This window comes from Dictyoglomus sp. GBS (genome assembly GCF_055179815.1).
Map to the genome: position 1 here is coordinate 1008393 of NZ_CM143687.1, position 24170 is coordinate 1032562.

General features: G+C 32.7%; 24 protein-coding genes and 6 tRNA genes. 18 read left to right on the forward strand and 12 right to left on the reverse strand.

Going from position 1 to position 24170, the window contains the following annotated elements:
* Position 1 precedes the first annotated feature (1 nt).
* A tRNA-Leu gene (locus ACY3IT_RS04785) sits at positions 2-91 on the reverse strand.
* 63 nt (positions 92-154) lie between these two features.
* Here ACY3IT_RS04785 and ACY3IT_RS04790 point away from each other — a divergent pair.
* Positions 155-658 carry an HIT family protein gene (locus ACY3IT_RS04790; protein WP_463081850.1) on the forward strand — a complete coding sequence of 168 codons (504 nt, stop codon included), beginning with the start codon at positions 155-157 and terminating at the stop codon, positions 656-658.
* Complete coding sequence (locus ACY3IT_RS04795; protein ID WP_463081851.1) at positions 639-1091, forward strand: DUF2062 domain-containing protein; 453 nt, start codon at positions 639-641, stop codon at positions 1089-1091. The genes ACY3IT_RS04790 and ACY3IT_RS04795 overlap by 20 nt, the downstream gene beginning before the upstream one ends.
* Positions 1092-1104: 13 nt before the next feature.
* Here ACY3IT_RS04795 and ACY3IT_RS04800 read toward each other — a convergent pair whose 3' ends face one another.
* On the reverse strand, positions 1105-2145 hold the full coding sequence (locus ACY3IT_RS04800) for a 6-phosphofructokinase (protein WP_463081852.1): 1041 nt from the start codon (positions 2143-2145) through the stop codon (positions 1105-1107).
* Positions 2146-2278: 133 nt separating this feature from the next.
* On the opposite strand from ACY3IT_RS04800, the gene ACY3IT_RS04805 reads away from it, so the two are divergent.
* Together ACY3IT_RS04805 and ACY3IT_RS04810 are read left to right on the forward strand one after the other, a co-directional pair.
* A complete protein-coding gene (locus ACY3IT_RS04805) occupies positions 2279-4894 on the forward strand; it encodes a tetratricopeptide repeat protein (protein WP_463081853.1) in 2616 nt (871 codons plus the stop codon).
* A 2-nt stretch (positions 4895-4896) separates the two neighbouring features.
* A complete protein-coding gene (locus ACY3IT_RS04810; RefSeq protein ID WP_463081854.1) occupies positions 4897-7146 on the forward strand; it encodes a vitamin B12-dependent ribonucleotide reductase in 2250 nt (749 codons plus the stop codon).
* Positions 7147-7177: 31 nt separating this feature from the next.
* On the opposite strand, the gene serS is transcribed toward ACY3IT_RS04810, so the two are convergent.
* Entirely contained in the window at positions 7178-8458 is a 1281-nt protein-coding gene (gene serS, locus ACY3IT_RS04815; protein WP_463081855.1) for a serine--tRNA ligase, read from the reverse strand.
* Positions 8459-8468: 10 nt separating this feature from the next.
* Positions 8469-9167, reverse strand: a complete 699-nt coding sequence (locus tag ACY3IT_RS04820; protein WP_463081856.1) for a metal-dependent hydrolase — start codon at positions 9165-9167, stop codon at positions 8469-8471.
* A 93-nt stretch (positions 9168-9260) separates the two neighbouring features.
* Here ACY3IT_RS04820 and ACY3IT_RS04825 point away from each other — a divergent pair, with 93 nt between their 5' ends.
* Positions 9261-9614, forward strand: coding sequence for a hypothetical protein (locus ACY3IT_RS04825; RefSeq protein WP_463081857.1), 354 nt, complete (start codon positions 9261-9263; stop codon positions 9612-9614).
* Positions 9615-9666: 52 nt separating this feature from the next.
* Here the strand turns inward: ACY3IT_RS04825 and ACY3IT_RS04830 are convergent, their stop codons facing one another.
* Entirely contained in the window at positions 9667-11316 is a 1650-nt protein-coding gene (locus ACY3IT_RS04830) for a S1 RNA-binding domain-containing protein (RefSeq protein ID WP_463081858.1), read from the reverse strand.
* A 165-nt stretch (positions 11317-11481) separates the two neighbouring features.
* On the opposite strand from ACY3IT_RS04830, the gene ACY3IT_RS04835 reads away from it, so the two are divergent.
* From ACY3IT_RS04835 to rplL, 13 genes are all read left to right on the forward strand, one after another.
* Positions 11482-11556: transfer RNA gene (locus tag ACY3IT_RS04835), tRNA-Thr, on the forward strand.
* Positions 11557-11572: 16 nt separating this feature from the next.
* A tRNA-Tyr gene (locus ACY3IT_RS04840) sits at positions 11573-11658 on the forward strand.
* Between the two features lie 8 nt (positions 11659-11666).
* Positions 11667-11743, forward strand: a tRNA-Met gene (locus tag ACY3IT_RS04845).
* An 18-nt stretch (positions 11744-11761) separates the two neighbouring features.
* Positions 11762-11837 (forward strand) — tRNA-Thr (locus ACY3IT_RS04850).
* Between the two features lie 73 nt (positions 11838-11910).
* A complete protein-coding gene (gene tuf / locus ACY3IT_RS04855) occupies positions 11911-13128 on the forward strand; it encodes an elongation factor Tu (RefSeq protein ID WP_463081859.1) in 1218 nt (405 codons plus the stop codon).
* 23 nt (positions 13129-13151) lie between these two features.
* On the forward strand, positions 13152-13301 hold the full coding sequence (gene rpmG / locus ACY3IT_RS04860) for a 50S ribosomal protein L33 (protein WP_463081860.1): 150 nt from the start codon (positions 13152-13154) through the stop codon (positions 13299-13301).
* Positions 13300-13376, forward strand: a tRNA-Trp gene (locus ACY3IT_RS04865). Before rpmG ends, ACY3IT_RS04865 begins: the two co-directional genes overlap by 2 nt.
* Positions 13377-13408: 32 nt before the next feature.
* On the forward strand, positions 13409-13621 hold the full coding sequence (gene secE / locus ACY3IT_RS04870; protein WP_463081861.1) for a preprotein translocase subunit SecE: 213 nt from the start codon (positions 13409-13411) through the stop codon (positions 13619-13621).
* Between the two features lie 10 nt (positions 13622-13631).
* Entirely contained in the window at positions 13632-14168 is a 537-nt protein-coding gene (gene nusG / locus ACY3IT_RS04875) for a transcription termination/antitermination protein NusG (RefSeq protein ID WP_463081862.1), read from the forward strand.
* A 15-nt stretch (positions 14169-14183) separates the two neighbouring features.
* Positions 14184-14612: a 50S ribosomal protein L11 gene (rplK, locus tag ACY3IT_RS04880; protein WP_463081863.1), complete on the forward strand. Its 429-nt coding sequence runs from the start codon at positions 14184-14186 to the stop codon at positions 14610-14612.
* A 62-nt stretch (positions 14613-14674) separates the two neighbouring features.
* On the forward strand, positions 14675-15403 hold the full coding sequence (rplA, locus tag ACY3IT_RS04885) for a 50S ribosomal protein L1 (protein ID WP_463081864.1): 729 nt from the start codon (positions 14675-14677) through the stop codon (positions 15401-15403).
* Positions 15404-15575: 172 nt separating this feature from the next.
* Positions 15576-16112 (forward strand): 50S ribosomal protein L10, encoded by a 537-nt coding sequence (gene rplJ / locus ACY3IT_RS04890; protein ID WP_463081865.1) that lies wholly within the window; start codon positions 15576-15578, stop codon positions 16110-16112.
* Positions 16113-16129: 17 nt separating this feature from the next.
* Positions 16130-16510, forward strand: a complete 381-nt coding sequence (gene rplL, locus ACY3IT_RS04895; protein WP_463083626.1) for a 50S ribosomal protein L7/L12 — start codon at positions 16130-16132, stop codon at positions 16508-16510.
* Positions 16511-16530: 20 nt separating this feature from the next.
* Here the strand turns inward: rplL and ACY3IT_RS04900 are convergent, their stop codons facing one another.
* Genes ACY3IT_RS04900 through ilvE form a run of 7 tightly spaced genes read right to left on the reverse strand, consistent with a single transcriptional unit; the run spans position 16531 to position 24147 of the window.
* Positions 16531-17754, reverse strand: coding sequence for an aspartate kinase (locus tag ACY3IT_RS04900; RefSeq protein WP_463081866.1), 1224 nt, complete (start codon positions 17752-17754; stop codon positions 16531-16533).
* Positions 17755-17772: 18 nt separating this feature from the next.
* Positions 17773-18771, reverse strand: coding sequence for an aspartate-semialdehyde dehydrogenase (locus ACY3IT_RS04905; protein ID WP_463081867.1), 999 nt, complete (start codon positions 18769-18771; stop codon positions 17773-17775).
* A gap of 17 nt (positions 18772-18788) precedes the next feature.
* Complete coding sequence (gene thrB / locus ACY3IT_RS04910) at positions 18789-19682, reverse strand: homoserine kinase (protein ID WP_463081868.1); 894 nt, start codon at positions 19680-19682, stop codon at positions 18789-18791.
* The gene (thrC, locus tag ACY3IT_RS04915) at positions 19679-20719 is read right to left on the reverse strand and encodes a threonine synthase (protein WP_463081869.1); all 1041 of its coding nucleotides are present in this window, start codon (positions 20717-20719) and stop codon (positions 19679-19681) included. The genes thrB and thrC overlap by 4 nt, the downstream gene beginning before the upstream one ends.
* A 2-nt stretch (positions 20720-20721) precedes the next feature.
* Positions 20722-21996, reverse strand: a complete 1275-nt coding sequence (locus tag ACY3IT_RS04920; protein WP_463081870.1) for a homoserine dehydrogenase — start codon at positions 21994-21996, stop codon at positions 20722-20724.
* Complete coding sequence (lysA, locus tag ACY3IT_RS04925) at positions 21993-23270, reverse strand: diaminopimelate decarboxylase (protein WP_463081871.1); 1278 nt, start codon at positions 23268-23270, stop codon at positions 21993-21995. Before lysA ends, ACY3IT_RS04920 begins: the two co-directional genes overlap by 4 nt.
* Positions 23260-24147: a branched-chain-amino-acid transaminase gene (gene ilvE / locus ACY3IT_RS04930; RefSeq protein WP_463081872.1), complete on the reverse strand. Its 888-nt coding sequence runs from the start codon at positions 24145-24147 to the stop codon at positions 23260-23262. Before ilvE ends, lysA begins: the two co-directional genes overlap by 11 nt.
* Positions 24148-24170 lie beyond the last annotated feature (23 nt).

Sequence of the window (24170 nt, forward strand, 5' to 3'; positions counted from 1 at the left end):
TTGGTGCCGAAGGCCGGAGTCGAACCGGCACGGGTGTTACCCACCCACCAGATTTTGAGTCTGGCGCGTCTGCCAATTCCGCCACTTCGGCACTTTTTATAAATATTAACTTTTAAAGCTATATTTTGTCAAGTGTAAAGGAAGGAGAGAGAAGATGAAAAGACTTTTTTGTCCATGGAGGATAAAATATGTTACAGCTGAAAAATCAAAGGACTGTATATTTTGTACAAAGCCTATGGAAAGTAAAGATGAAGAGAACTACATATTATTAAGAGGCGAATATAATTTCATAATCCTGAATTTATATCCTTATAATAATGGACATTTAATGATAGTACCTTATAAGCATACAAATGATATTTTATCTATTGATAAAGAAACATTACAAGAAATGATGTTTCTACTGCAGGTATCTGTCGAGGCATTAAATAATATCATGAAACCTCATGGTTTTAATATTGGTATGAATATAGGAGAGGTAGCTGGTGCAGGTATATCAGAGCACTTACATTTACATGTTGTCCCAAGATGGAATGGTGATTCAAATTTTATGGTAGTTATAGGTGATACTAAAGTAATACCAGAGGATTTAGCATCTACATATAAAAAATTAAAGCCTGTAATTGAAAAAATCTATAATGAAAAAAAGAAGTATTAAGAGATTTCTGAGATATATTTATTTAAAGCTTGTAAGAATTCAAGATACACCAGAGAAAATATCTTTAAGCTTCAGTATAGGAGTGTTTATTGGAATTTTTCCTACTTTTGGATTAGGTGGGATTATAATGATTTTTATTTGTTACATATTTAAACTTAATTATCTTGCGGGCATTTTAGGAACATTCATAATGAACTACTTTACATCTCCCTTTTTTTGGACATTGAGTTATATATTAGGAGATTTTATAACAACAGGAAAAGTTAGATGGCGTGGATTAGAAAGAACAGGTGCAAAAATTTTTATTCTAAGATATCTTTTGGGAAATCTTATTATATCAATTTTATTTTCAATTTTATCTTATTTTGTTGTGAAAGATATTATAATCACATATAGAAAAAGGAAGAGGAAGGTAAAACCCCCCTCTTCCTAAAAAGTCTTCGTTTTTATTTATTAAAGAATGTTTTTACACTTTCGTAAAATGCTGGATCAACATTCTTGGTTTTTCCTTCAATTAGTGTAATATCTACTGGTACTAATTCGCTTCCTTTTACTGCAATAAAGTAACCAGATTTACCTTCATGTACTAAATCAACTGCTGTTTTACCAAGTAATAATCCTAAGATTCTATCTCTAATAGAAGGACTTCCTCCTCTTTGAAGATGGCTAAGTATTACAGCTCTTGTTTCGATTCCAATATTTTTCTGAATTTCCTCTGCTAAGACATTACCTACTCCGCCCAATCTTATATGTCCAAAAGCGTCGACCATTCCTTCTTGTCCCTTTTGGTATGTGAAACCAGGTAACTGTACACCTTCAGCGATGGCTACTACTGCATATGTATGACCCCTAGCATATAGTTTTCTTATATGATTATATAATTCTTCAAGATTTGGTTCTACTTCGGGAATTAAAATATAATCTGCTCCACCTGCTAATCCTCCATAAAGAGCAAGCCATCCAGCATGTCTACCCATTATTTCGACTACTATTACTCTTGCATGAGATTTTGCAGTATCTCTTAATCTTTTAATAGCATCTACTACTACCTCTACTGCTGTATCAAAACCAAGTGTATAATCTGTTTCTTCTAAGTCTTTATCTATGGTTTTTGGGATTCCAATCATGGGAAGTCCAAGTTTGCTAAATTTTGATGCTACTCCCAGGGTATCTTCTCCACCAATAGCTATTAGGGCATCTAAATTTAGTTTCTTAAAACTTTCGATGCATTTTTGTACATCCTCTTCCTTCTTAAATGGGTTTGTTCTTGAACTACCTAATATGGTTCCACCAATTTCTAATATGTCTTCCACATCTTCTAATTTTAAGGGTACAGCATCTGCTTTAATAAGACCAGCCCAACCATATTTTAGTCCTATAACTTCATCTCCATAATCTAAAGCTCTCATGACTACTCCACGTATAGCTGGGTTAAGGCCTGGACAATCTCCACCACCGGTAAGCACACCTATACGTTTCTTACTCATTTTTCATCCTCCTTTTGTTAAATATTAATGCTTATTATGATTTTATTATTAAGTAGAAAAATTGACAAGGTTTTTAAACCTTGTTAGACTTTATTACCATCGTTAAAATTAATATTTTTGAGGGAGAGTTAGGATGAAGAAAAAAGTTAATAAGATTGAAGAGAAATATACTGACCATTATCTTAGACTCTTTATTTTTGCATCTTTGTTATTATTAATTTTCCTAGTACCTATTACTCAACCATATTTTTTGCGGATACATGATGTTTCGGAGCTACCTAAGGTAACATTGATAAGAATATTAGGGGGTTTAGCTTTATTACTTATCGGTCTGTGGTTAATTTTAGGAAAAAGAGAATTTATACTACCTCCTAAGAGTGTTTCTATATGGATTTTTTTATTCTTAATTTCTTGGATTTTATCTACAATTTTTTCAACTAATTTCTATCTAAGCTTTTTTGGTTCCTATATGAGACAGATGGGGTTTCTTAGCTATTTCTTTTATTTTGTTATTTTTTTCCTTATCTATGATGTGGTTGATTCTCAAAAAGAACAAAACTATTTTTTCTGGGCAATAATTTTCTCCACAGTTATTGTAACTTTTGTTGGAATTTTACAGATATACAGATTGATGCCTTGGTTTGAGAGGGTTAGAACTGAATCACGAATTATTTCTACCTTAGGGCATGCTGATTTTTTAGGCCATTTTTTAGTAATGGTTATTCCTATTATTTTGTCCAAGATTTACACCTCGGAAAAATACTATTCAAAAATATTATATCTTCTAATTTTTCTTTCTTCTTTTTTAGTTTTATTAGGTAGTTATACACGTGGTTCCTGGATAGCCTTCATTATATCTCTGGTATTCTATTATGGATATATGTTTTTAAGAAATAGAAATTTTATAAAGAAAAATTCTATAATCACAATATTGCTAATCGTAGGAATGATATTTACAGTAGGAATCTTCTATTTTACAGAACAAGAATACTATATAAAAAGACAAAATTTAGGAGTTTTCTCGTTAAAGGAAAGATTCCAAAGTATTGGTGTAGGATTAGGAGTTACACAATCAAATCCTCGTGTATTGACGTGGAGAGATAGTATTAATCTTTTTACGGATAAAATTTTAAAATCACCAAGGTTACTGATAGGACTTGGTCATGAAACTTTCTCTTTCAATTTTACTCCATATAAGTCCTTAGATCTTGCAAGATATGATCGAGGTAAAGGATATCCAGATAGGGAACATAATGAGTTTCTTGATATTCTATTTCCTCTTGGCATTTTTGGCCTTCTATCTTTTTGTATGATATTAATAAATACTTTCAGAAACGGTATTTACATGATTGATAAAATTCCTAATTCAGAGAGGATATTATATTTAGGGGTTATTTCAGGATGGATTGGTTTTATCATCCAAAGTTTGGTTCTTTTTGGATTATCAGCTACATATCTTTATTTTTGGTCTCTTACTGCTTTTATACTTCTATCCTATAAATTTTATGATTCTGATAAAGTATGGAAGATAGATGTGAGGAATTTGCCTCATATGTTAAAAAGTATTCTATTTATTATGTTTACTTTTATTAGTTTGTTTAGCATTTATATATCAGCAAGATTTTTCAGGGCAGAGGTGTTTTATAGATTCGGTTTGGATTACTCTGTATCAGGAGATGCAGGAAAGGCATCAGCTTTATTTGAGGAAGCAATTAGACTTCGTCCTCAAGAATCAGCATTTAGAGAAGCAGCAGTAAAAGCCTATTTAAATATAATGGGAGCTACTACTAATGAAAATGATAAAAATTATGCTTTTAACAGAGGTTTATATCATATAGAGGGTATGCTTAAAAATGCATATTACAGATCTTTAACATATAACCTTGTAGGAGCATTTTATGCACAGTCTTATCATTATTTAGGAGAAAAGGATAAAAGTTTACTATATAAAGCTGAAGAAAGTTTATATAAAGCTCTATCTTATGATAAATATTCAATACCGCCTATGGAGAATTTGATGAGATTATATTCTTTTGATTTGAAAGATCAGAATAAAGTGTTGGAAATTGCAAAAAGGATATTAGAGATAGATCCTAATCATGAAGAAGCGTTGAATTATATGGCACAATACTACTATACGAAAAGAAAATATGAAGAAGCAAAGAATATTTATGAAAATCTCCTTAGCAAAAAGCCGGACAGTAAGGATTTGTATGTCAATTTAGGATTAATTTATTATCAATTGAAAAATTATAAAAAGGCTGAGGAGTTATTATTGAAAGCACTATCTTATGATCCCTATGACGATAAAGTTTTAGCCCTTTTAAAGAAAGTTTATGAAGCTTGGGGAATCAAAAAATCTTTACCCCAAATAAAATTAAACGATAATGTTTTAGTACAAAGGGGTCTTGACTATTATAATAATAAAAATTATCAGAAAGCCATAGAGTTTTTTAAGAAAGCATTAGAGGCAAATCCTAACTCTTTTGAAGCTATGAATAATATTGGGGCTTGTTATTATATGTTGGGAGATTATGATAATGCTGAGTATTGGTTTTCAAAAGCAATAAATGCTAAAATTGACTATATTCAAGCTTATTCTAATCTTGCTTATGTTTTAATACAAAAAGGAAAGATAGATATGGCTGAAAAAATTATAAAGGATGGACTTAAATACAAGCCTAACGATGAATCTTTAAAGAGTCTATTAGATGAAGTGGTAAAACTTAAAGGAAAAGGGAGTAATTAAAAATGAAGAAAGTAGAATTAACTGAACAAGCTTTAAATATACTACAAAAGAGATATCTTAAAAAGGATGAAAACGGAAATGTTATTGAGACTCCGGAAGAGATGTTTGAGAGAGTTTCTGAAAGTATTGCTAAAATAGATCTTATTTATGACTCTAATGCTAATTGGGAAGAAACAAAAGAAAAATTTTATGATATGATGGTTTCTTTAGAGTTTCTTCCTAATTCGCCTACACTTATGAATGCTGGTAGACCATTAGGACAACTATCAGCATGTTTTGTTATACCAATTGAGGATTCATTAGTGAGCATATTTGATGGATTGAAGTATGCGGCTTTAATACATCAGTCTGGAGGAGGTACTGGATTTTCATTTTCTCGCCTTCGTCCTAAGGGGGATATTGTTAGGACAACTGGAGGTGTTGCTTCTGGACCAGTAAGTTTTATGAAGGTTTATGATGCAGCAACAGATACCATAAAGCAGGGTGGTGTAAGAAGAGGCGCAAATATGGGAATTCTTCGAGTTGATCATCCTGATATTTTTGAATTTATTACCTGTAAAGATAAAGAAGGAGTGCTACCCAACTTTAATATATCTGTTGCTATTACAGATAAATTTATGGAAGCTGTTTTGAGGGATGATGATTTTGAATTGATAAATCCGAGAAACAAAGAAGTTGTTAAAAAAGTAAAAGCAAGAGAAATATTTGATCTTATTGTGGAACAGGCTTGGAAAAATGGGGAACCTGGGGTAATATTCATTGATGAAATTAACAGAAAAAATCCGACGCCTGGTGTTGGAGAAATTGAGGCTACAAACCCTTGTGGTGAGCAACCTTTACTTCCTTTTGAATCTTGTAATTTGGGATCTATAAATCTTGGTAAAATGATTAAGAGTAATGGTGATAAGAATGAGATTGATTGGGATAAATTAAGAGAAACAGTACACAAGGCAGTTCATTTTTTAGATAATGTAATTGATGCTAATACATATCCTTTAAAGCAAATAGAAGAGATTACAAAAACTAATAGAAAAATTGGCCTTGGTGTTATGGGTTTTTATGATCTTTTGATTCTTCTTGAAATTCCTTATAATACTCAGAAAGCAAGAGATATAGCGGAAGAAATTATGAGGTTTATCCTTGATGAAGCAAGAAATGCTTCTCTAAATCTTGCAGAAAAAAGAGGAGTTTTCCCAAATTGGGAAAAGAGTATTTATAAGGATATGGGTTTAAGGTTAAGAAATGCTACTTTAACTACTATTGCTCCTACTGGAAGTATTAGTATAATAGCTAATGCTTCTTCTGGTATTGAGCCTATTTTTGCTTTGGCATATAAAAGAAAGGTGAGCTTAGGGGAATGGAATGAGGTTTATCCTTTGTTTAAGGAAGCGTTAATAAAGGAAGGGATATATTCAGATGAAATAATAGAAAAGATATTAGAAAAAGGCACTATTAAAGATATGGAAGAGATACCAGAGAAGATAAGAAAATTGTTTGTTACAGCATTAGATATAGATTATGAAGATCATGTTCTAATGCAAGCTGCATTTCAAAAATATGTAGATAATGCGGTATCAAAGACTGTAAATTTAAAACAATCAGCTACCAAAGATGATATAAGAAAAATTTATCTAATGGCCCATGAGTTAGGTTTGAAAGGAATAACTGTATATAGAGATAAATCAAGAACAGAACAAGTTTTGAGTGTAGAAACGAAAGAGGCAAAGGAGGATAAAACTGAACATAAAGTAAAACCACGACCACGTCCAAATATAACTCATGGTGCAACAATAAAAATAAAGACTGGTTGTGGTAATCTATATGTAACAGTGAATGAAGATGAATTTGGCATATGTGAAGTGTTCTCAACCTTAGGTAAAGCAGGAGGATGTGCAGCATCTCAAACTGAAGCAATCTCAAGACTAATTTCTTTGACCTTAAGGAGTGGTGTAGATATAAATTCTATTATTAAACAGTTAAAGGGAATAAGATGTCCTAATCCCACAAGATCAGAAGAGGGTGATTTTATCTTCTCTTGTTCTGATGCTATTGCAAAAGCATTGGAAAAATATTTAGTGCTAAAAGAAGGTGGTGTAAATTTTTCCTCTCACAATAATTTTGTAATTATGCCTAAATCTTCAGATAAGGAAAGTTCCTATTCAGGAATTCCATGTCCAGAATGTGGTGCACCTCTACAGATAGCAGAAGGTTGCTTAACGTGTAGAGTTTGTGGTTACTCAAAGTGTTATTAAAAAATAAGCCCCCTTAAAATGGGGGCTTATTTTATGCTTTGGGTTTAATCTCTCTAATACCTAAGGTATAAGGTTGTAGAGCTTTCGGAATTAAAATGCTTCCGTCTTCTTGTTGATAATTTTCAAGGATAGCAATTAATGCTCTTGAAATTGCAATAGCTGTACCATTTAGCATATGTACATATGATACTTCTCCTGTTACTCTTCTAAATCTTATATTTAGTCTTCTTGCTTGGTAGTCTGTGCAATTTGAACAGCTTGTAACCTCTCCAAAATCTCCTCTCCCTGGCATCCATGCCTCAATATCAAATTTTCTTGCAGCAGGTGCTCCCAAGTCACCAGAGCAAATATCTAAAACTCTATATGGTATTTCTAGTTTTTGGAAGATTTTTTCCTCTAATCCTAATATGTATTCATGCATGTCTTCTGAATCTTCAGGCCTACATATAATAAATATTTCTGCTTTACTAAATTGGTGGACTCTATAAAGACCTCTATTATATCTTCCATATGCTCCAGCCTCTGTCCTAAAACAGTGAGAAAAGCCTAAATATTTTAGTGGAAGGTCTAACTCATCTAAAATTTCATCTTTGTGGTAACCACCTAAAGTTATTTCTGCAGTAGCAATAAGGCCTAAATCAAAATTTTCTACTCTATAAATTTGGGCTTCAGGTCCTCTTGGTTGAAAACCTATGCCATCAATGATCTCCATTTTGGCTAAGTCTGGAGTAATAAATATTTTGAAACCTTCTGGAACTAAAGTATCTATAACCATCTGCATCAGAGCAAATTCTAATATTACAGCTTCATTTTTTAAATAGTAGAAGTTTGATCCTGTAACTTTACTACCTCTTTCAAAATCCAATAAATCATTCATCATTCCTAAGTCCAGATGGTCCTTGGGAGTAAAGTTGAATTTTTTAATTTCTCCCCATCTTTTAATTTCTACATTATCATTTTCATCTTTTCCCCTTGGGGCTTTTGGCGAAAGAAAATTAGGAAGTTGCCAGAGACGTTGATAAAGTTCTTTTTCAATATTTTTGAACTCTTCTTCGATTTTTTCAATTTTTTCCTTTAATTCTTTAGCTTCTTTGATTAACTTTTCCCTTTCTTGATCTTGTTTTTTGCCTATTTCTTGAGATATTTTATTTCTTAGTGATCTTAGGTTATCTAATTCTTTTTGGAGTTCTCTTCTTTTAGAATCTAATTCTAAAATATAGTCCACATTATATTTTTCTGGATCTAAGTTTCTTAATAGGATATTTTCTTTCATTAGATCAGGATTTTCTCTTAATGTTTTGATATCAATCATGGTTTACCTCCTAAACTTTAAAAATATTTGCAAGAAAAAAGATTATGTTTACTATTATTAAGATAATCATGAAGATCTTTTCTTCTAAGCTATTTGTACGAAATATTTTCAGACTTATTTTCCATTTTATTGGAAATACGGGATTAATCCCATGAAATGTCATCATATCGCCTATTAAATGGCCTAAATAGCCAATATTAATTCCTATATAGAATCCATTATACATGTTTATAAAACTTAATGGAAGATTTTTAAGGTTATTAATATACATTGCAGACAGAAAAAGATTTATAATTAATAAACCCCATATACTATGAAGTAAGCCTCTATGTACAAATAAGGGCTTTAGTAATAACTTAAAAACTAAAGATAGAATTATGGATACAATTGTAAAAATAACAAAAAATAAGATTATTTTATCATATATATAGTTTAGTCCAGTTTTAGAACATATCAGTAAAGATAAAGCTAAACTGAAAAAAACAGATAAAATAGGAATTAGTAAGTTGAGCAGTGTTTTTGTTGGAAGAAGTCTTTTTGAGACTTCTGAGTGAGGTGCATCAACATCTGGTACAAAAGTACCAATAGTTGTTCCTATGATGGTGCCAATACCCCAAGGAGTTAGTATCTTTTCTGGCATCCCATCTGATAGTTTAAGAATGGTCTGTAGAACTAAGTAATTTAAAGCTAAATGTGTCTTATATATCATTATTTACTATTTCCTCCTTGTATGATATATTTTATAAGTATAACAGAAAATTCAAAGTCTATTTAAAAATGTCTGTGAGGGGGAATAAGGAGAATGATGATTAATATTAGTAGAATTTTAGATTTTGTTATTTTTGGAATAATTATTGTTTTTCTTGTGTTCTTATATAGACTTTTAAGTTCATCTCAAGGTAAAATTACAGAGATATATGAGATAAATAAAAAAATAGAAGAACTGTCCAATAAGGAAGAAGCTTTGAGGAGAGAGATAAGAGAAATTTCAGAGATGTTGAGAGTTTTAAGAACACAAGAAACATCTTTATTAGAAGAGGTTAAAAAAGTAGCAGAAAAACAATCTACAACCTTAAACTTTCAAGATTTAGATCAAAAAATTGCTCTATTAGATAAAAAAATCACAAGGATTTTAGAAATTATTATGTCTAAATAAAAAAATACCCCCTCCTTCAAAATAACAAAAGAGGGGGTAGGTAGTATTTATGCTATTGAATATTTTTGAGCTTTAAGATTTCACCTAATGTTATAGGCGGAGGAGAAAATTCTTTTAGTTGTTCTTTAATTTCTTTTTCTAATCTCTCTTTTAATAATGCTTTTCTTGAAAGAATAATTTTTCTGTTTTGAGTATTAATTCTTATGATTTTAGCTTCTATATAATCTGTAACGTTTTCATTATCTTCTTTATCAAGGTATACTTGATTTTGAGGTAGGAATCCTTCTATACCTGGTTCTATTTCTACAATTATTCCATCTTTTGTTTTTTCTATTATCTTTCCTTTTATGTTATCTCCTTCTCTATATCTTTTATCTATGTCTTCCCAAGGATCTTTTAATAAATCTCTTCTACTTAAAGTGAGTTTTCTATTTTCCTTATCAATATTTATAACTTTAACCTCTATTATGTCTCCTATTTTAAAGAAAATTGAAAGGTTATCTATTCTTTCCCAAGAGAGATATTTTTTAGGAATTAAGCCTTCTAAGCCTGGTTTTATTTCTAAGAAGATCCCAAAGTCTGTAATATTAGTGATTTTACCTTTTGTTATATCTCCTACTTTTAAGATCTCATCAATCACTTCCCAGGGATTGGGTTCGGTTTGCTTTACACTCAATATGATTCTTTGCCTTTCATCATCAACCGATAATACCTTTACTTTTATTTTGTCTCCGACTTTAAATTTTTCTCTTTCTTCATTAACTCTTCCCCATGTGATCTCATTTTGAGGTACATAACCAAATAAATTATCTGTTTTAACGAGAATTCCATTTGTGATTTTAATTATTTCTCCTTCTATAATACTTCCTATGGGGTATTTTTCTTTAAATACACTCCATGGATTGGGTTGTGTTTGTTTAATACTGAGTTCTGCAGTTTTTGATTCATCATTTAACTTTAAAATCTTAGCTTTAACAATATCTCCAACCTCAAAAAATCTCCTAACATTTTTAATAAGGAACCACGATAATTCATCATAATTGACAGTTCCGATTATACCAAAACCGAGATCTACTGTTATTTTATCATCTTCTACTTTTATGATCTTGCCTCTCACTATATCAGAGTTTTTAATTTTTTCCCATAGATCTAATTTTTTTTCTTCTTGTTCCTTCTCTAATAATTCTCTAACGGATATAATTAATTGTTTTCTTTCCGGGTTAATTTTTACTATTTTCCCTTCCACTTTTTTGTTTAGATAAAATTTTGGAGGTTTTAATGGGGGCATATCTATCTCTCTATGTGGTATTATTCCAATGATTTCATTTTCAATCTCAATGATAAATTTTCTATCCTGATAGTCAATTACTTTACCCTTTATAGGTTTTTCGTTTTCATATGCCCACATTAACTCTTCCCATATTTTATTTTCTATGGCTTTTTTGTTTGATACTAAAATAACACCATCTTTAAAATTAATATGCTGAATAATGACGGGTATTTTATCTACCTTCTGTTTTTTCTCAATCTTGGATTTTATTTCCTTAGATAATTCAGTGTATGGTAAAAATGCATCATATTTTTTTCCAATATCTAACCATATCCCATCTTTATCCTCACTTAGAACAGCACCGTAAACGAGAGTGTCTGTAGTTAATGATAAATCTGAATCTTCTAATTTTATTTCTGATAATTCTTCCATATATAGAATCCCTCCTTTAATATAGCTTAATAAATTACCAAAAACCTTTTTAATTATATCATCAATTACTGTTATAAAAAATAAGCCTGCCCCTTGACTTAGATTTGATTTATGTATATACTTTTCAGTGTCCAGTTGAGATAAGTTTATGAAAGAAAAAATTAAGCCGAGGTAGCTCAGCGGCAGAGCAGCTGATTTGTAATCAGCGGGTCGGGGGTTCGAATCCCTTCCTCGGCTCCATAAGATGTGTGAATATGGGGAGGTACCCAAGTGGCCAAAGGGGGCAGACTGTAAATCTGCTGGCGGACGCCTTCGGGGGTTCAAATCCCTCCCTCCCCACCATTTAATATCGCGGGGTAGAGCAGCCAGGTAGCTCACCGGGCTCATAACCCGGAGGTCGAGGGTTCAAATCCCTCCCCCGCAACCAATTTTTTATATTTAATGGGCCCACGTAGCTCAGTCGGCAGAGCGTACCCTTGGTAAGGGTAAGGTCACCGGTTCGATCCCGGTCGTGGGCTCCATTTTAAATATAATCTTAGGTGTTTTATTTTCTAATTTTTATAATCAAAACCAAATTTTAGGAGGAGATAAAGGATGGCGAAGGAGAAATTTGTAAGGACGAAGCCACATGTAAACATAGGTACGATAGGTCACGTAGACCATGGTAAGACGACATTAACGTCGGCCATAACGATGGTATTAGCGGCGGAAGGGTTAGCGAAGCCATTGAAGTATGAAGACATAGATAAAGCGCCTGAGGAGAGGGCGAGAGGAGTGACGATAAACTTATATCATGCGGAATATGAGACACCAAACAGGCATTATGCGCACATAGATGCGCCGGGGCATGCTGACTATATAAAGAACATGATAACAGGGGCTGCACAGATGGATGGAGCGATCTTAGTAGTATCAGCGGCGGATGGGCCAATGCCGCAGACGAGGGAGCACATACTATTAGCGAGGCAAGTAAACGTGCCATACATAGTAGTATTTTTAAACAAGATAGACATGGTAGATGATCCAGAGATTGTGGACTTAGTTGAGATGGAAGTAAGGGACTTATTAACGAAGTATGGATATCCAGGGGATGAAGTACCAGTAATAAGGGGGTCAGCATTAAAAGCCGTAGAGGTAATGGGTCAGAATCCGAACACGAAGAGAGGGGAGGACAAGTGGGTAGATGCGATATGGGAATTAATGGATGCGGTAGACAGTTACATACCATTACCTGAGAGAGATGTAGACAAGCCATTTTTAATGCCAATAGAGGACATATTTAGCATAACTGGTAGAGGGACAGTAGTTACGGGGAGAGTAGAGAGAGGAAGAGTGAAGGTAGGGGATGAAGTAGAGATAGTAGGGTTAACAGATGAGATAAAGAAGAGTGTAGTAACAGGGGTAGAGATGTTCAGGAAGCAATTAGATGAAGCGATAGCTGGAGACAACATAGGGATATTATTAAGAGGGATAGACAAAGATGAAGTAGAGAGGGGACAAGTAGTAGCGGCGCCAGGGAGTATAAAGCCACATACGCATTTCAAGGCGCAAGTATACGTATTAAAGAAGGAAGAAGGGGGAAGGCACACGCCATTTTTCAGTGGATATAAGCCACAATTTTATTTCAGAACTACAGATGTAACAGGTGAGATAAGATTACCAGAGGGAGTACAGATGGTGATGCCAGGGGACAATATAGAGATGGAGATAAAGTTAATAAAGCCTGTAGCATTAGAGGAAGGTTTAAGATTTGCAATCAGAGAAGGTGGAAAGACTGTTGGTGCAGGTGTCGTAACTAAAATTATTGAATAATAACTGAGAGGTGTTATAATAAAATGAGAGTAATCATAACATTGGCTTGTACAGAATGTAAAGAAAGAAATTACACTACAGAGAAAAATAAGAAAAACGATCCAGATAGATTAGAGTTAAAAAAGTATTGCCCAAGATGTAGAAGGCATACTGTTCATAGAGAAGTAAGGTAGGCCCGTAGCTCTAATAGGGAGAGCACCGGACTCCAAATCCGGGGGTTGCAGGTTCGAGCCCTGCCGGGCCTGCCAAAAATTTTTATATTTAGGAGTGTGTACTATATATGGTAAAGGCAAGTATATTGGATAAAATAAAAAATTTTTGGGCTGAGGAAAGATTAGAATTAAAGAAGGTTGTGTGGCCTGATAAGAATAAGGTCTTTCAATTATCTTTAGCCTTAGGGATAACATTAATATTGTTAATTATAATTATATCATTCTATGATTTTGTCTTTACTCTTTTAAGTAGACTTATTTTAGAAAGTTTTACAGGCTAAAATGGAGGTAATGTCAGTGACAGGGCCTAAATGGTATGTAGTACATACATTGGCTGGACATGAACATAAGGTAAAAGCAATATTAGAAAGACAAATAAAGCTATTACATTTAGAAGATAAGGTATTTGAAATTGTTGTTCCTGAGGAAAAAGTAATGACAGTAAAAGGTGGAAAAAAGAGAATTCAGGTAAAAAAAGTTTTTCCGGGATATCTTTTTATTAGAATGGTGGAAGATGAAGATGTAAAAAGGCTTATTAGAAATACTACTGGGGTTACTGGTTTTGTTGGAACTCCAGGAAAGCCGAGTGCGCTTAATCCAGAAGAAGAACATTGGATTAAGAGATTTTTGGAGCAGAAAGAAATAAGGCCAGAACTTAAGGTTAAAAAAGGAGATAGGGTATACATTAAATCAGGACCATTTATGGGATATGAGGGATTTGTGGATGAGGTTTATCCTGATAAAGGAACAGTTAGAGTTCTTTTATCTATTTTTGGGAGAGAAACTCCAACAGAAATTGATCATACTCAAGTAGAGAAAACTGATTAAAAGGAGGGAATAGTCTTGCCTAAAAAAATTGTTGGAAAAGTTAAGCTACAGTTACCCGCAGGAAAAGCAACGCCTGCTCCTCCAGTAGGTCCTGCTTTAGGGCAATATGGGGTAAATATAATGGAATTCTGTAAGGCCTATAATGCAGCAACAGCTGGTCAAGAGGGAATGATTATACCGGTTGAAATTACTATTTATGAGGATAGAACTTTTACTTTCATTACTAAAACGCCTCCTGCATCTGATCTCCTAAAAAAGGCTGCTGGTGTGGAAAAGGGATCAGGAGAGCCTAATAAAGTAAAAGTTGGAAAAGTTAAAAAAAGTAAAATAAGAGAAATTGCAGAGTTAAAGATGAAGGATTTAAATGCACATGATATAGAAGCTGCAATGAGAATGATTGAGGGTACAGCTAGAAGTATGGGGATTGAAATAATAGAAGGATAGATGGGTTTAGGTGGGAGAGGATATACCTCGTTAAAACCACAAAGAGATAAGGAGGATATAAAATGGCAAAAAGAGGAAAAAGATATTTACAATTAGCATCATTAATTGAAAAGGGTAGATTATATTCACCCAAAGAAGCTGTAAGTTTAGTAAGAAAACTTGCTACTGCAAAATTTGATGAAACTATTAACTTGGCTGTAAGATTAGGTGTTGATCCTCGTCATGCTGATCAACAAGTTAGAGGTACAGTTGTACTACCGTATGGCACTGGTAAAGAGAAAAAGGTATTGGTTTTTGCTGAGGGAGAAAAAGCTCAAGAGGCAAAAGAGGCTGGAGCTGATTATGTAGGAGGAGAAGAGTTAGTTAAACAAATTGAGAATGGTTGGTTAGATTTTGATGTTGCTATTGCTACTCCTGATATTATGGGTACATTAAAGATTCCATCTCGACTAGGAAAGATATTAGGTCCAAGAGGACTTATGCCAAACCCAAAAACTGGTACAGTAACTAATGACATAGCAAAGGCAGTAAAGGAATATAAAGCAGGAAGAGTAGAGTTTAGAACAGATAGATATGGAATAATTCACGTTCCTATTGGAAAGGCTTCATTTTCTGAGGAGGCTTTGTATAAAAATTTAATGACAGTTTTAAGCACTATATTAAGATTAAAACCCCCTTCTGCTAAAGGTCAATATTTTAAGAGTGTGCATATATCTCCTTCAATGGGGCCGAGTGTTCCTATTGATACTAAAAATCTTGCAGATATTATAAGACAAGAGGAGGCAGCATAAACTTATACAGATATTAAATAAAGTTCTATAACTTGGGCCGAAGACCGTAGGTAAAAAATATTAAAATCCTACGTAGGCCTTACTGGTTTTTCGAAATATATGTATATTCCATAAGGGAAAGCCAGAAGGCTTTCCCTTATGTTTAATAAAAAAGGAAAAGGAGGTGAAAAATTTGCCAAAGCCAGAGAAAGTTCAAAAAGTCGAAGAGATGTATAAAAAGATGGAAAAAGCTAATGCATTAATATTTACAGATTTTAAAGGTCTAACAGTGGCTGATCTTTTCGAGCTACGTAGCAAAATTAGAGGATTACAAGCAGAATATAGGGTAGTAAAAAATACATTAGCTTTATTGGCCATCAAAAGGTTATATCCTGACAAAGAATTTGACAAGTTTTTTGTAGGACCTACAGCAATAACTTATTGTTATGATGATCCTTTTGCTGTTATAAAAGCTTTAGCAGATTATTCAAAAGATCATGAAGCCTTAAAGCTTAAAGGTGGAGTGGTAGACGGAGACATATATACAGCAGATGAAATAAAAGAGATGGCAAACCTCCCACCAAAAGAAGTTATCTTATCACAAGTAATAGGAAGTATAGCTTCACCTTTAAGTTCCTTAGTATGGAGTCTAAAATGGCCTATAAACAAATTGGTATGGACATTAGATGCTATCTCTAAAGAAAAAGAAAAGATTTCTATAAATCAATAAAAGGGAGGTAAGGAATGATGAATAAAGAAGAAATCATTCAAGCTATTAAAGAGATGAAGGTTTTGGAGTTGGTGGAATTAGTAAAGGCATTGGAGGAAGAGTTTGGTGTTAGCGCAGCTATGCCTGTTGCTGCTGTTGGAGCACCAGTAGCAGGAGCTGGAGCTGCAGCTGCTCCTGTAGAAGAGAAAACAACTTTTGATGTCATACTAAAGGATGCAGGAGCAAACAAGATAAAGGTTTTAAAGGTAGTAAGAGAAATTACTGGTCTTGGTTTGAAGGAGGCAAAAGATCTCGTAGATTCTACTCCTAAACCAGTAAAAGAAGGTGTTTCAAAACAAGAGGCTGAAGAAATTAAAGCTAAATTAGAGGCAGAAGGAGCAGTAGTAGAAATTAAGTAGTATTAAAGGGGGAGAAGATATTATTCTTCTCCCCCTAAATTGAATCCATCATGTAATGCTCTAACAGCTTTTTCAACCAAATCTCTTCTTATAATACATGTAATTTTAATTTCTGAAGTTGTTATCATCTCTATATTTATTCCAGCAGATGCAAGAATACCAAACATTTTTGCTGCAATTCCTGGAGTACTTTGAATTCCCCATCCTACTATTGATACTTTTCCTACATTATTATCGTAATTTATTTCTTTTGCACCTATTTCTTTTACCACTTCTTGTATTGCTTCGATAGTCTTTTGTAACTCTTTTTCAGGTACAGTAAAAGATAAATCTGTGATACCATCTTTACTAACGTTCTGTACTATGTCATCAACATTTATAGCTCTTTCTCCCAATGGGGCAAATATTTTATGAGCTATACCTGGTTTATCAGGTACACCCACTATGGTTACTTTAGCTATATTTTTATTATGGGCTATTCCTTTTACTTTTTGTTTTGTTTCCACTTCTTTTCCCTCCCCAATTAAAGTACCAGAATTTTCATTGAAACTTGATCTTACTATAACAGGTACTTTGTAAGTTGCTGCTAAATCTACAGACCTAAGCTGCATAACTTGCGCTCCTTGTCCTGCCATTTCTAACATTTCTTCGTAGGATATAAAGTCTAATTTTTTAGCATTAGGAACTATTCTTGGATCTGCAGTAAAAATTCCATCAACGTCAGTATATATTTCGCATATATCTGCTTTTAAAACTGCTGCAAGAGCAACCGCAGTTGCATCGGAGCCTCCTCTTCCTAATGTGGTTACATCTCCTTTTTGAAGTTCATATCCTTGAAAACCTGCTACTATAACAACTCTTCCTTTTTCTAATTCTTCAAGAATTCTTTTTGGTTCTATCTTAAGTATATTAGCTTTTGTGTGAATATTATCAGTTATAATTCCTGCCTGTTTTCCAGAAAGTGCTATTGCTGGTATTCCTAAATTTTGTAAGGCCATGGCTGTCAAAGCTGCAGATATTCTTTCTCCAGATGAGAGTAAAAAATCCATTTCTCTCGGCTCAGGATTAGGATTTATTTTTTCCGCCATTTCTATTAAATCGTCTGTTGTATCACCCATAGCAGAGACGACTACCACTAATTTGTGGCCCTCTTTATAATATTTAGCTATTCTTTTAGCTACGTTTTTGATTCTTTCTATTGATCCTACGGAAGTACCACCATATTTTTGAACAACTAAACTCACTTTTCATTCCTCCCTAATTTAGAAAATCAATTTTTCTAATATCTGTACCGCATTAAGAGCTGCACCTTTCCTTATATTGTCAGATACTACCCACATGTTGATAGCTCTTGGATCAAAGAGGTCTTTCCTTATTCTTCCTACAAATACTTCGTTTTTCCCATCGCAAAGTAGTGGCATAGGATAAAGTTTTTCTTGAGGTTTATCAATAACTTTAACTCCAGGTGCTTCTTCAAGAGTTTTATATACTTCTTCTAAAGTAAAATCATTCTCAAATTCTGCATAAATTACTTCTGAATGACCTCTTATAACAGGTACTCTTACACAAGTTGGAGAGATTTTTATTGATGAATCGTGAAGAATTTTATGAGTCTCTCTAACCATTTTCATCTCTTCTCTTGAATAATTTTCATGTTCAAAAGTATCAATGTGAGGTATTAAATTAAAACTAATAGGATAAGGAAAGGCAGAAGGAATAAATTCCTTTTCTTCTAAGAAAGCCTTTGTACTTTCCATAAGTTCATTAATAGCTTCTTTTCCTTTTCCAGAAACTGATTGGTATGTAGCCACAAATATTTTTCTAAGTTTCCATTTTTTATGTAAAGGATTTAAAGCTACTAACATTTGAATAGTGGAACAGTTTGGATTAGCTATTATATTTTTGTGATTTTTTAAATCTTCAGGATTAATCTCTGGGATAACTAAAGGTACATCAGGATTCATTCTAAACGCATTACTATTGTCTATAATTATTGTACCTTTTTTAGCAATTTCTGGAGCAAGTTCTAAGCTTATTTCTTCTCCTATTGAGAAGAGGGCAAAGTCTGCTTTTGAAATATTTTCTACAGTGGCTTTTTCTACTTTTATTTTTTCATTTCCAAAATCTACATAAGCCCCTTCAGATTTTGCTGATGCAAAGGCATAAATTTCACTTATTGGAATTCTTCTTTCCCATAAGATTTTTAGCATTTCTTGCCCCACTAAACCTGTGGCTCCTACAATTGCAATTTTATAGGGCATTTCTTAACCTCCTTTTTTCAATTAAGTTTTTCTAAAGTGATACCATTGTGTTCTATTTTTAATAATTTAAATTCACCTTTTAGGGCTTCCTTTAAATTATTTTCTAATTTTTCTAAAATTTCAAGAGCTTCTTGTTCGTTGAATAGAAGGACAAGAAGAGATGGACCAGAACCACTTAAAACAATTTTTTTGCCATGTTTTTCTACTTCTTTTGATAACAAAGGGTATTCTTTTATTAATTCAAATCTATAGGGTTGATGAATCTTATCATCTAAGCCCATTTTTACTAATTTTTCATCTTTTTGAAATAATCCAGATATTAGTATTCCGAATTTTTGAAGATTGAAAACTACATCTTCTCTTTTATAATTATGGGGTAAAATACTTCTTGCTTCTTGAGTTGATAAGTAATAGTCTGGTATATAAAGTAATCCCCAAAAATCATAGTTTATTGGTAATTTGGATATATAAATCTCTTTTTCATTTTTTAAACATATATTTATACCACCATTTATAGCTGCAGATATATTATCCAAATGGTTTTCAAATTTTAAAGCAATGTTCAGTTTCTCGTGTAGATTAAGATAGGTATTGGTTATTATCTCTGCTGTATATATTCCGCCTACTATAGCTGATGCGCTACTTCCTAAGCCCTTTCCTATGGGAATTTCTGACCATAGTTCTATAATATAATTTGATGGTTTCTTATTTATATAATTTATTGTTTCATTGAATGCTTTAATAAAAAGATCATTATTTATTTTATTTTTATTTATAATCCTTATATCATCTTTGTGTGATTCATCTTTTTTTATATAAATGTGAAGATATAAATTCCAAGCTATACCGATAGAGTCAAAGCCTGGTCCAATATTAGCAGATGTGGCAGGAACCTTTATATGATAGATCACTTTTCTAAAATCCTTTCTAATTCTTTTATATCAGGTTCTATAACATATTCTATTTTCGATTGTTTAATGGCAATATCTGGATCTTTTAAGCCATGTCCTGTAAGTACACAAACTACTTCATTACCTTTAAATTTTCCATTTCTTATAAGTTTCTTTACACCAGCCCACGATGCTGCAGAAGCCGGCTCTACAAAAACACCTTCTTTGCTTGCTAACTCTTTTTGAGCTTCTAAGATCTCCTCATCGCTAACAGTATCTATTAAGCCTGAAGATTCTTTTACTGCATTTATTGCTTTATCCCAACTTGCGGGATTTCCTATTTTTATTGCTGTTGCTATAGTTTGTGGATTTTCAATAGGATGTCCTTTTACTAAAGGAGCAGCACCTTCTGCTTGAAAACCTAACATTTTGGGTAAAGTATTACTTTTTCCTATTTTAAAATATTCTTTAAAGCCCATCCAGTATGCGGATATATTTCCTGCATTTCCTACAGGAATAGCTAAATTTTCAGGTGCTCTTTTTAAGGTATCACATATTTCAAAGGCAGCAGTTTTTTGTCCTTCTAATCTATATGGATTTATTGAGTTGACAATGGTTATGGGGAATTTTTGTCCTGCTATTTTTACTAAATTTAAGGCGTCATCAAAATTCCCTTTTATACTTATAACCTTTGCGCCATACATTAGTGCTTGCGCTAATTTTCCTAAAGCAATAGCTTTTTCTGGGAGAATAACAAAAGATTTTAAATTTGCTAATGCAGAATAAGCAGCAGCTGAAGCAGCGGTATTTCCTGTAGAGGCACATATTACTGCTTTGCTTCCTTCTTCAAGTGCTTTTGCTATAGCGACTACCATTCCTCTATCTTTAAAAGAACCTGTTGGATTCATACCTTCATATTTAAGCCAAATATCAATGTTATAAATTTTTGAGAGATTGTAAGCATAAATGAGAGGTGTGTCTCCTTCATGTAAAGATATAATAGGTGTCTTATCTGTTAAGGGTAGAAATTCTTTGTATTTAAAAAGTACTCCTTTCATTTTTATCCCTCAATTCTTATTAGACTTCCCCAATTTTCTAAGATGGGGAGTTTTTTAATCTCACTTATAGCTTTTTGCATACTATTTTCATTTGTTTTATGTGTAAGAATAACTATTTCTGCTTTTTCTTCTTTTTCTGACGTTTCTTTCTGAATAACGGAGGATATGCTTATACTATTTTCTCCCAATATCTTAGCAATTTGTGCAAGAACCCCTGGCTGATCTTTTACCCAAATTCTTATATAGTATCTGGTAAAGAAATTTTCCCAATTTTTTATTTTGGAAGGATAAAGATAAGCAAAAGAATAATATCGGGGTAACGAATATAGTAAAGTATAAGCAGATTCTAATATATCGGATAGTAATGCCATAGAAGTAGGATAGGGACCAGCACCTTCACCATATAATAAAATATCTCCTCTTTTTTCTGTTTTTAAAAGGATTGCATTATATACCCCTCTTATTGATGCAAGGGGAGAATTTATTGGAATCATAGTTGGGTGTACTCTTGTTTCAATTTCTCCGTTATTTTCTTTGCTTATGGCAAGCAATTTTATTTTATAACCTAAGTCTTTTGCGTATAACAAATCTCTTAATGTTATGTTTTCTATTCCTTCCCTGTATATGCATTGAGGTGTAATGGTTGTGTGATAAGCAAAAGAGGATAGGATGGACAATTTATAGGCTGTATCTAAACCTGAGATGTCCTTTGTTGGATCTGGTTCTGCATATCCTAATTCTTGAGCTTTCTTTAAGCTTTCATCAAAATCTTTCATTTCTTCTTCCATTTTGGTGAGTATATAATTGGTAGTACCATTTAATATAGCCCAGATTTCTTTTACTTTATCGACAACCATGGCTTCTTTTATCGTTTTTATTATGGGTATACCTCCGCCTACACTTGCCTCAAATAGTATATCTACGCCTTTTTTCCTTGCTATCTTATATAGTTCTTCTCCATATAAAGCAATAACCTCCTTATTGGCTGTAACCACAACTTTCTTTTCTTCTAGTGCTTTCTTTATATAGGAATAAGCAGGTTCTATTCCTCCCATTAATTCAACTATGATTTGGATTTCTTGATCTAATATGATTTCTTCAGGGTTTGTTGTTAATAAATCTTTTGGAATTTCTCTTTTTTTATTTAAATCCTTTACAAGAACTTTTTTAATTTCTAAAGGTTCTCTAAGAATATTTAGAATGGTTTCTTTTTCTGAATATAGTACTTTAAAGAGTGCTTGTCCTACTTGTCCCCCACCTAAAAGTCCAATTTTCATATTTGACCCCTCAAAAGATCTTCATAAGTATCTCTTTTAACTATTAATCTATCTTTTCCATTCTCTATCAGTACTACACCGGGTCTAACCGTAGCATTATACCAAGTAAACATTGAAAAGTTATAGGCTCCTGTAGAAAATGTTATTAAATAATCTTCGTAATTTGGCCATTTATCTTCAAAATCCCTTATAAGAATGTCTCCAGATTCGCAATGTTTTCCTGCTATTGTATATATGGTATTTGTACTTTCATTAGATGTTATTAATAAGGCTGAATATTTAGCTCCATATAAAGAAGGTCTAATATTATCTGACATTCCACCATCTACTGATACGTATTTTCTTATACCTGGAATCTCCTTTCTACTTTCTATTTTGTAAATTGTAATTCCTGCTCTTCCTACCAAAGATCTACCTGGTTCGCATATTAGTGTGAAATGATGTCCAATAGTTTCTTCAAATTTTTGGGATACTTGGTAAGCTAAATCTTCTATTTCTGGAGGGTTATCGTCTTTTGTATATGCAATACCTAATCCCCCACCTATACTCATTTCTTCTATGTTAGTATTAGCTGATTTTAAATTATTATATATTTCGCTTAATACTTCAGCTAATTTTACATAGGCACTTATATCAAAAATTTGAGAACCAATATGAGCATGTAATCCTTTAAAATCTATGTATTTTTCTTTCCTAATTCTTTCTATCAATTCATAAACTTGGTTAATAGGAAGACCAAATTTAGTGTCTATTTGACCTGTTCTAATAGATTTATGTGTACTTACTTCAATATTTGGTATTAACCTAATAAGTACCTTTATAGAAGTTGAATGTTTATCTGTTAGAAATTTTATTTTTTCGTATTCATCAAAGTTGTCAATTATTATGGCTCCTATATTTTCCTTTATAGCATATTCTAATTCATGGATGCTTTTTGCATTACCATGAAAATAAATTTTATGAGAATCTACACCTGCTGATCTTGCTATAAAGAGTTCTCCACCTGTTGATACAAGGAATCCTAAGCCTTCTTTATAGAAAATCCGTATTACTTCTAATATTGGTAGAGCCTTAATAGCAAAAAGTACTTTAAATTTGTTTTTATAGTACTTTTTCCATGAGTTAATATATTTCTGGGCTTGAGTTATTAATGTTTTTTTATCAATTACATATAATGGAGTACCATATTTTTCTGCTAAATTTTTAATACTGATACCATCTATTTTCCATTCATCTTGGAAATGAAAAGTTTCAGGATATATTTTATTTTGCATATACTTGACTCCCCGCTATGCCAGATTGGGCATATTCATGGAATATTTTTCTTATTTTTTGAGTTATTTCTCCAGGTTTTCCATTTCCAATGATTCTTTCATCTATTTTAATAACAGAAATTATCTCTACAGCAGTACCAGTAAGAAAAACTTCGTCAGCATTATATAGATCATATCTTGTAAAGAAACCTTCTACCACTTCTAGACCAAGTTCTTTCTTAGCCAAATCTATGACTGTTGCTCTTGTAATCCCAGGTAAAGCTCCCAGGGTTACAGAAGGTGTAAATAAAATTCCTTTTTTAACAAAAAAGATATTATCGACAGTGGCCTCTGTTACATATCCTTGATGATTAAGCATGATACCTTCCGCAGCTCCGGCAATACGTGCCTCGATTCTTGCTAAAATATTGCTCATATAATTTAGAGATTTAATTCTGGGATCTAAAACATCGGTTGGTGATCTACGAGTGGCTACTGTTACTGCAGTAAGACCAGTTTCATAAAATTCTTCAGGAAAAACCTTTATTTTATCTGCAATTATAATTACGGTACCCTTTTTACATTCCCAAGGATCAATCCCTAATCCATACTCACCACGAGTTACAATAAGTCTTATGTATGAATCTTTTAAGTTATTAACTCTTACAGTTTCTATTACAGCTTCTTCCATTTCTTCAAAAGAAAGAGGTATATTTAACCAAATGGCTTTTGCTGATGCATATAATCTTTCTAAATGCTCTTTTAACTTGAATACACTACCATTATAGGCTCTTATACCTTCAAAAACACCATCCCCATATAGTAAGCCTCGATCGAAGACTGAGATTTTTGCATTTTCTGTTTGGATAAATTCTCCATTTATATACACTAACCCCATTTTCAACTCCTCCTTTTTTTAAA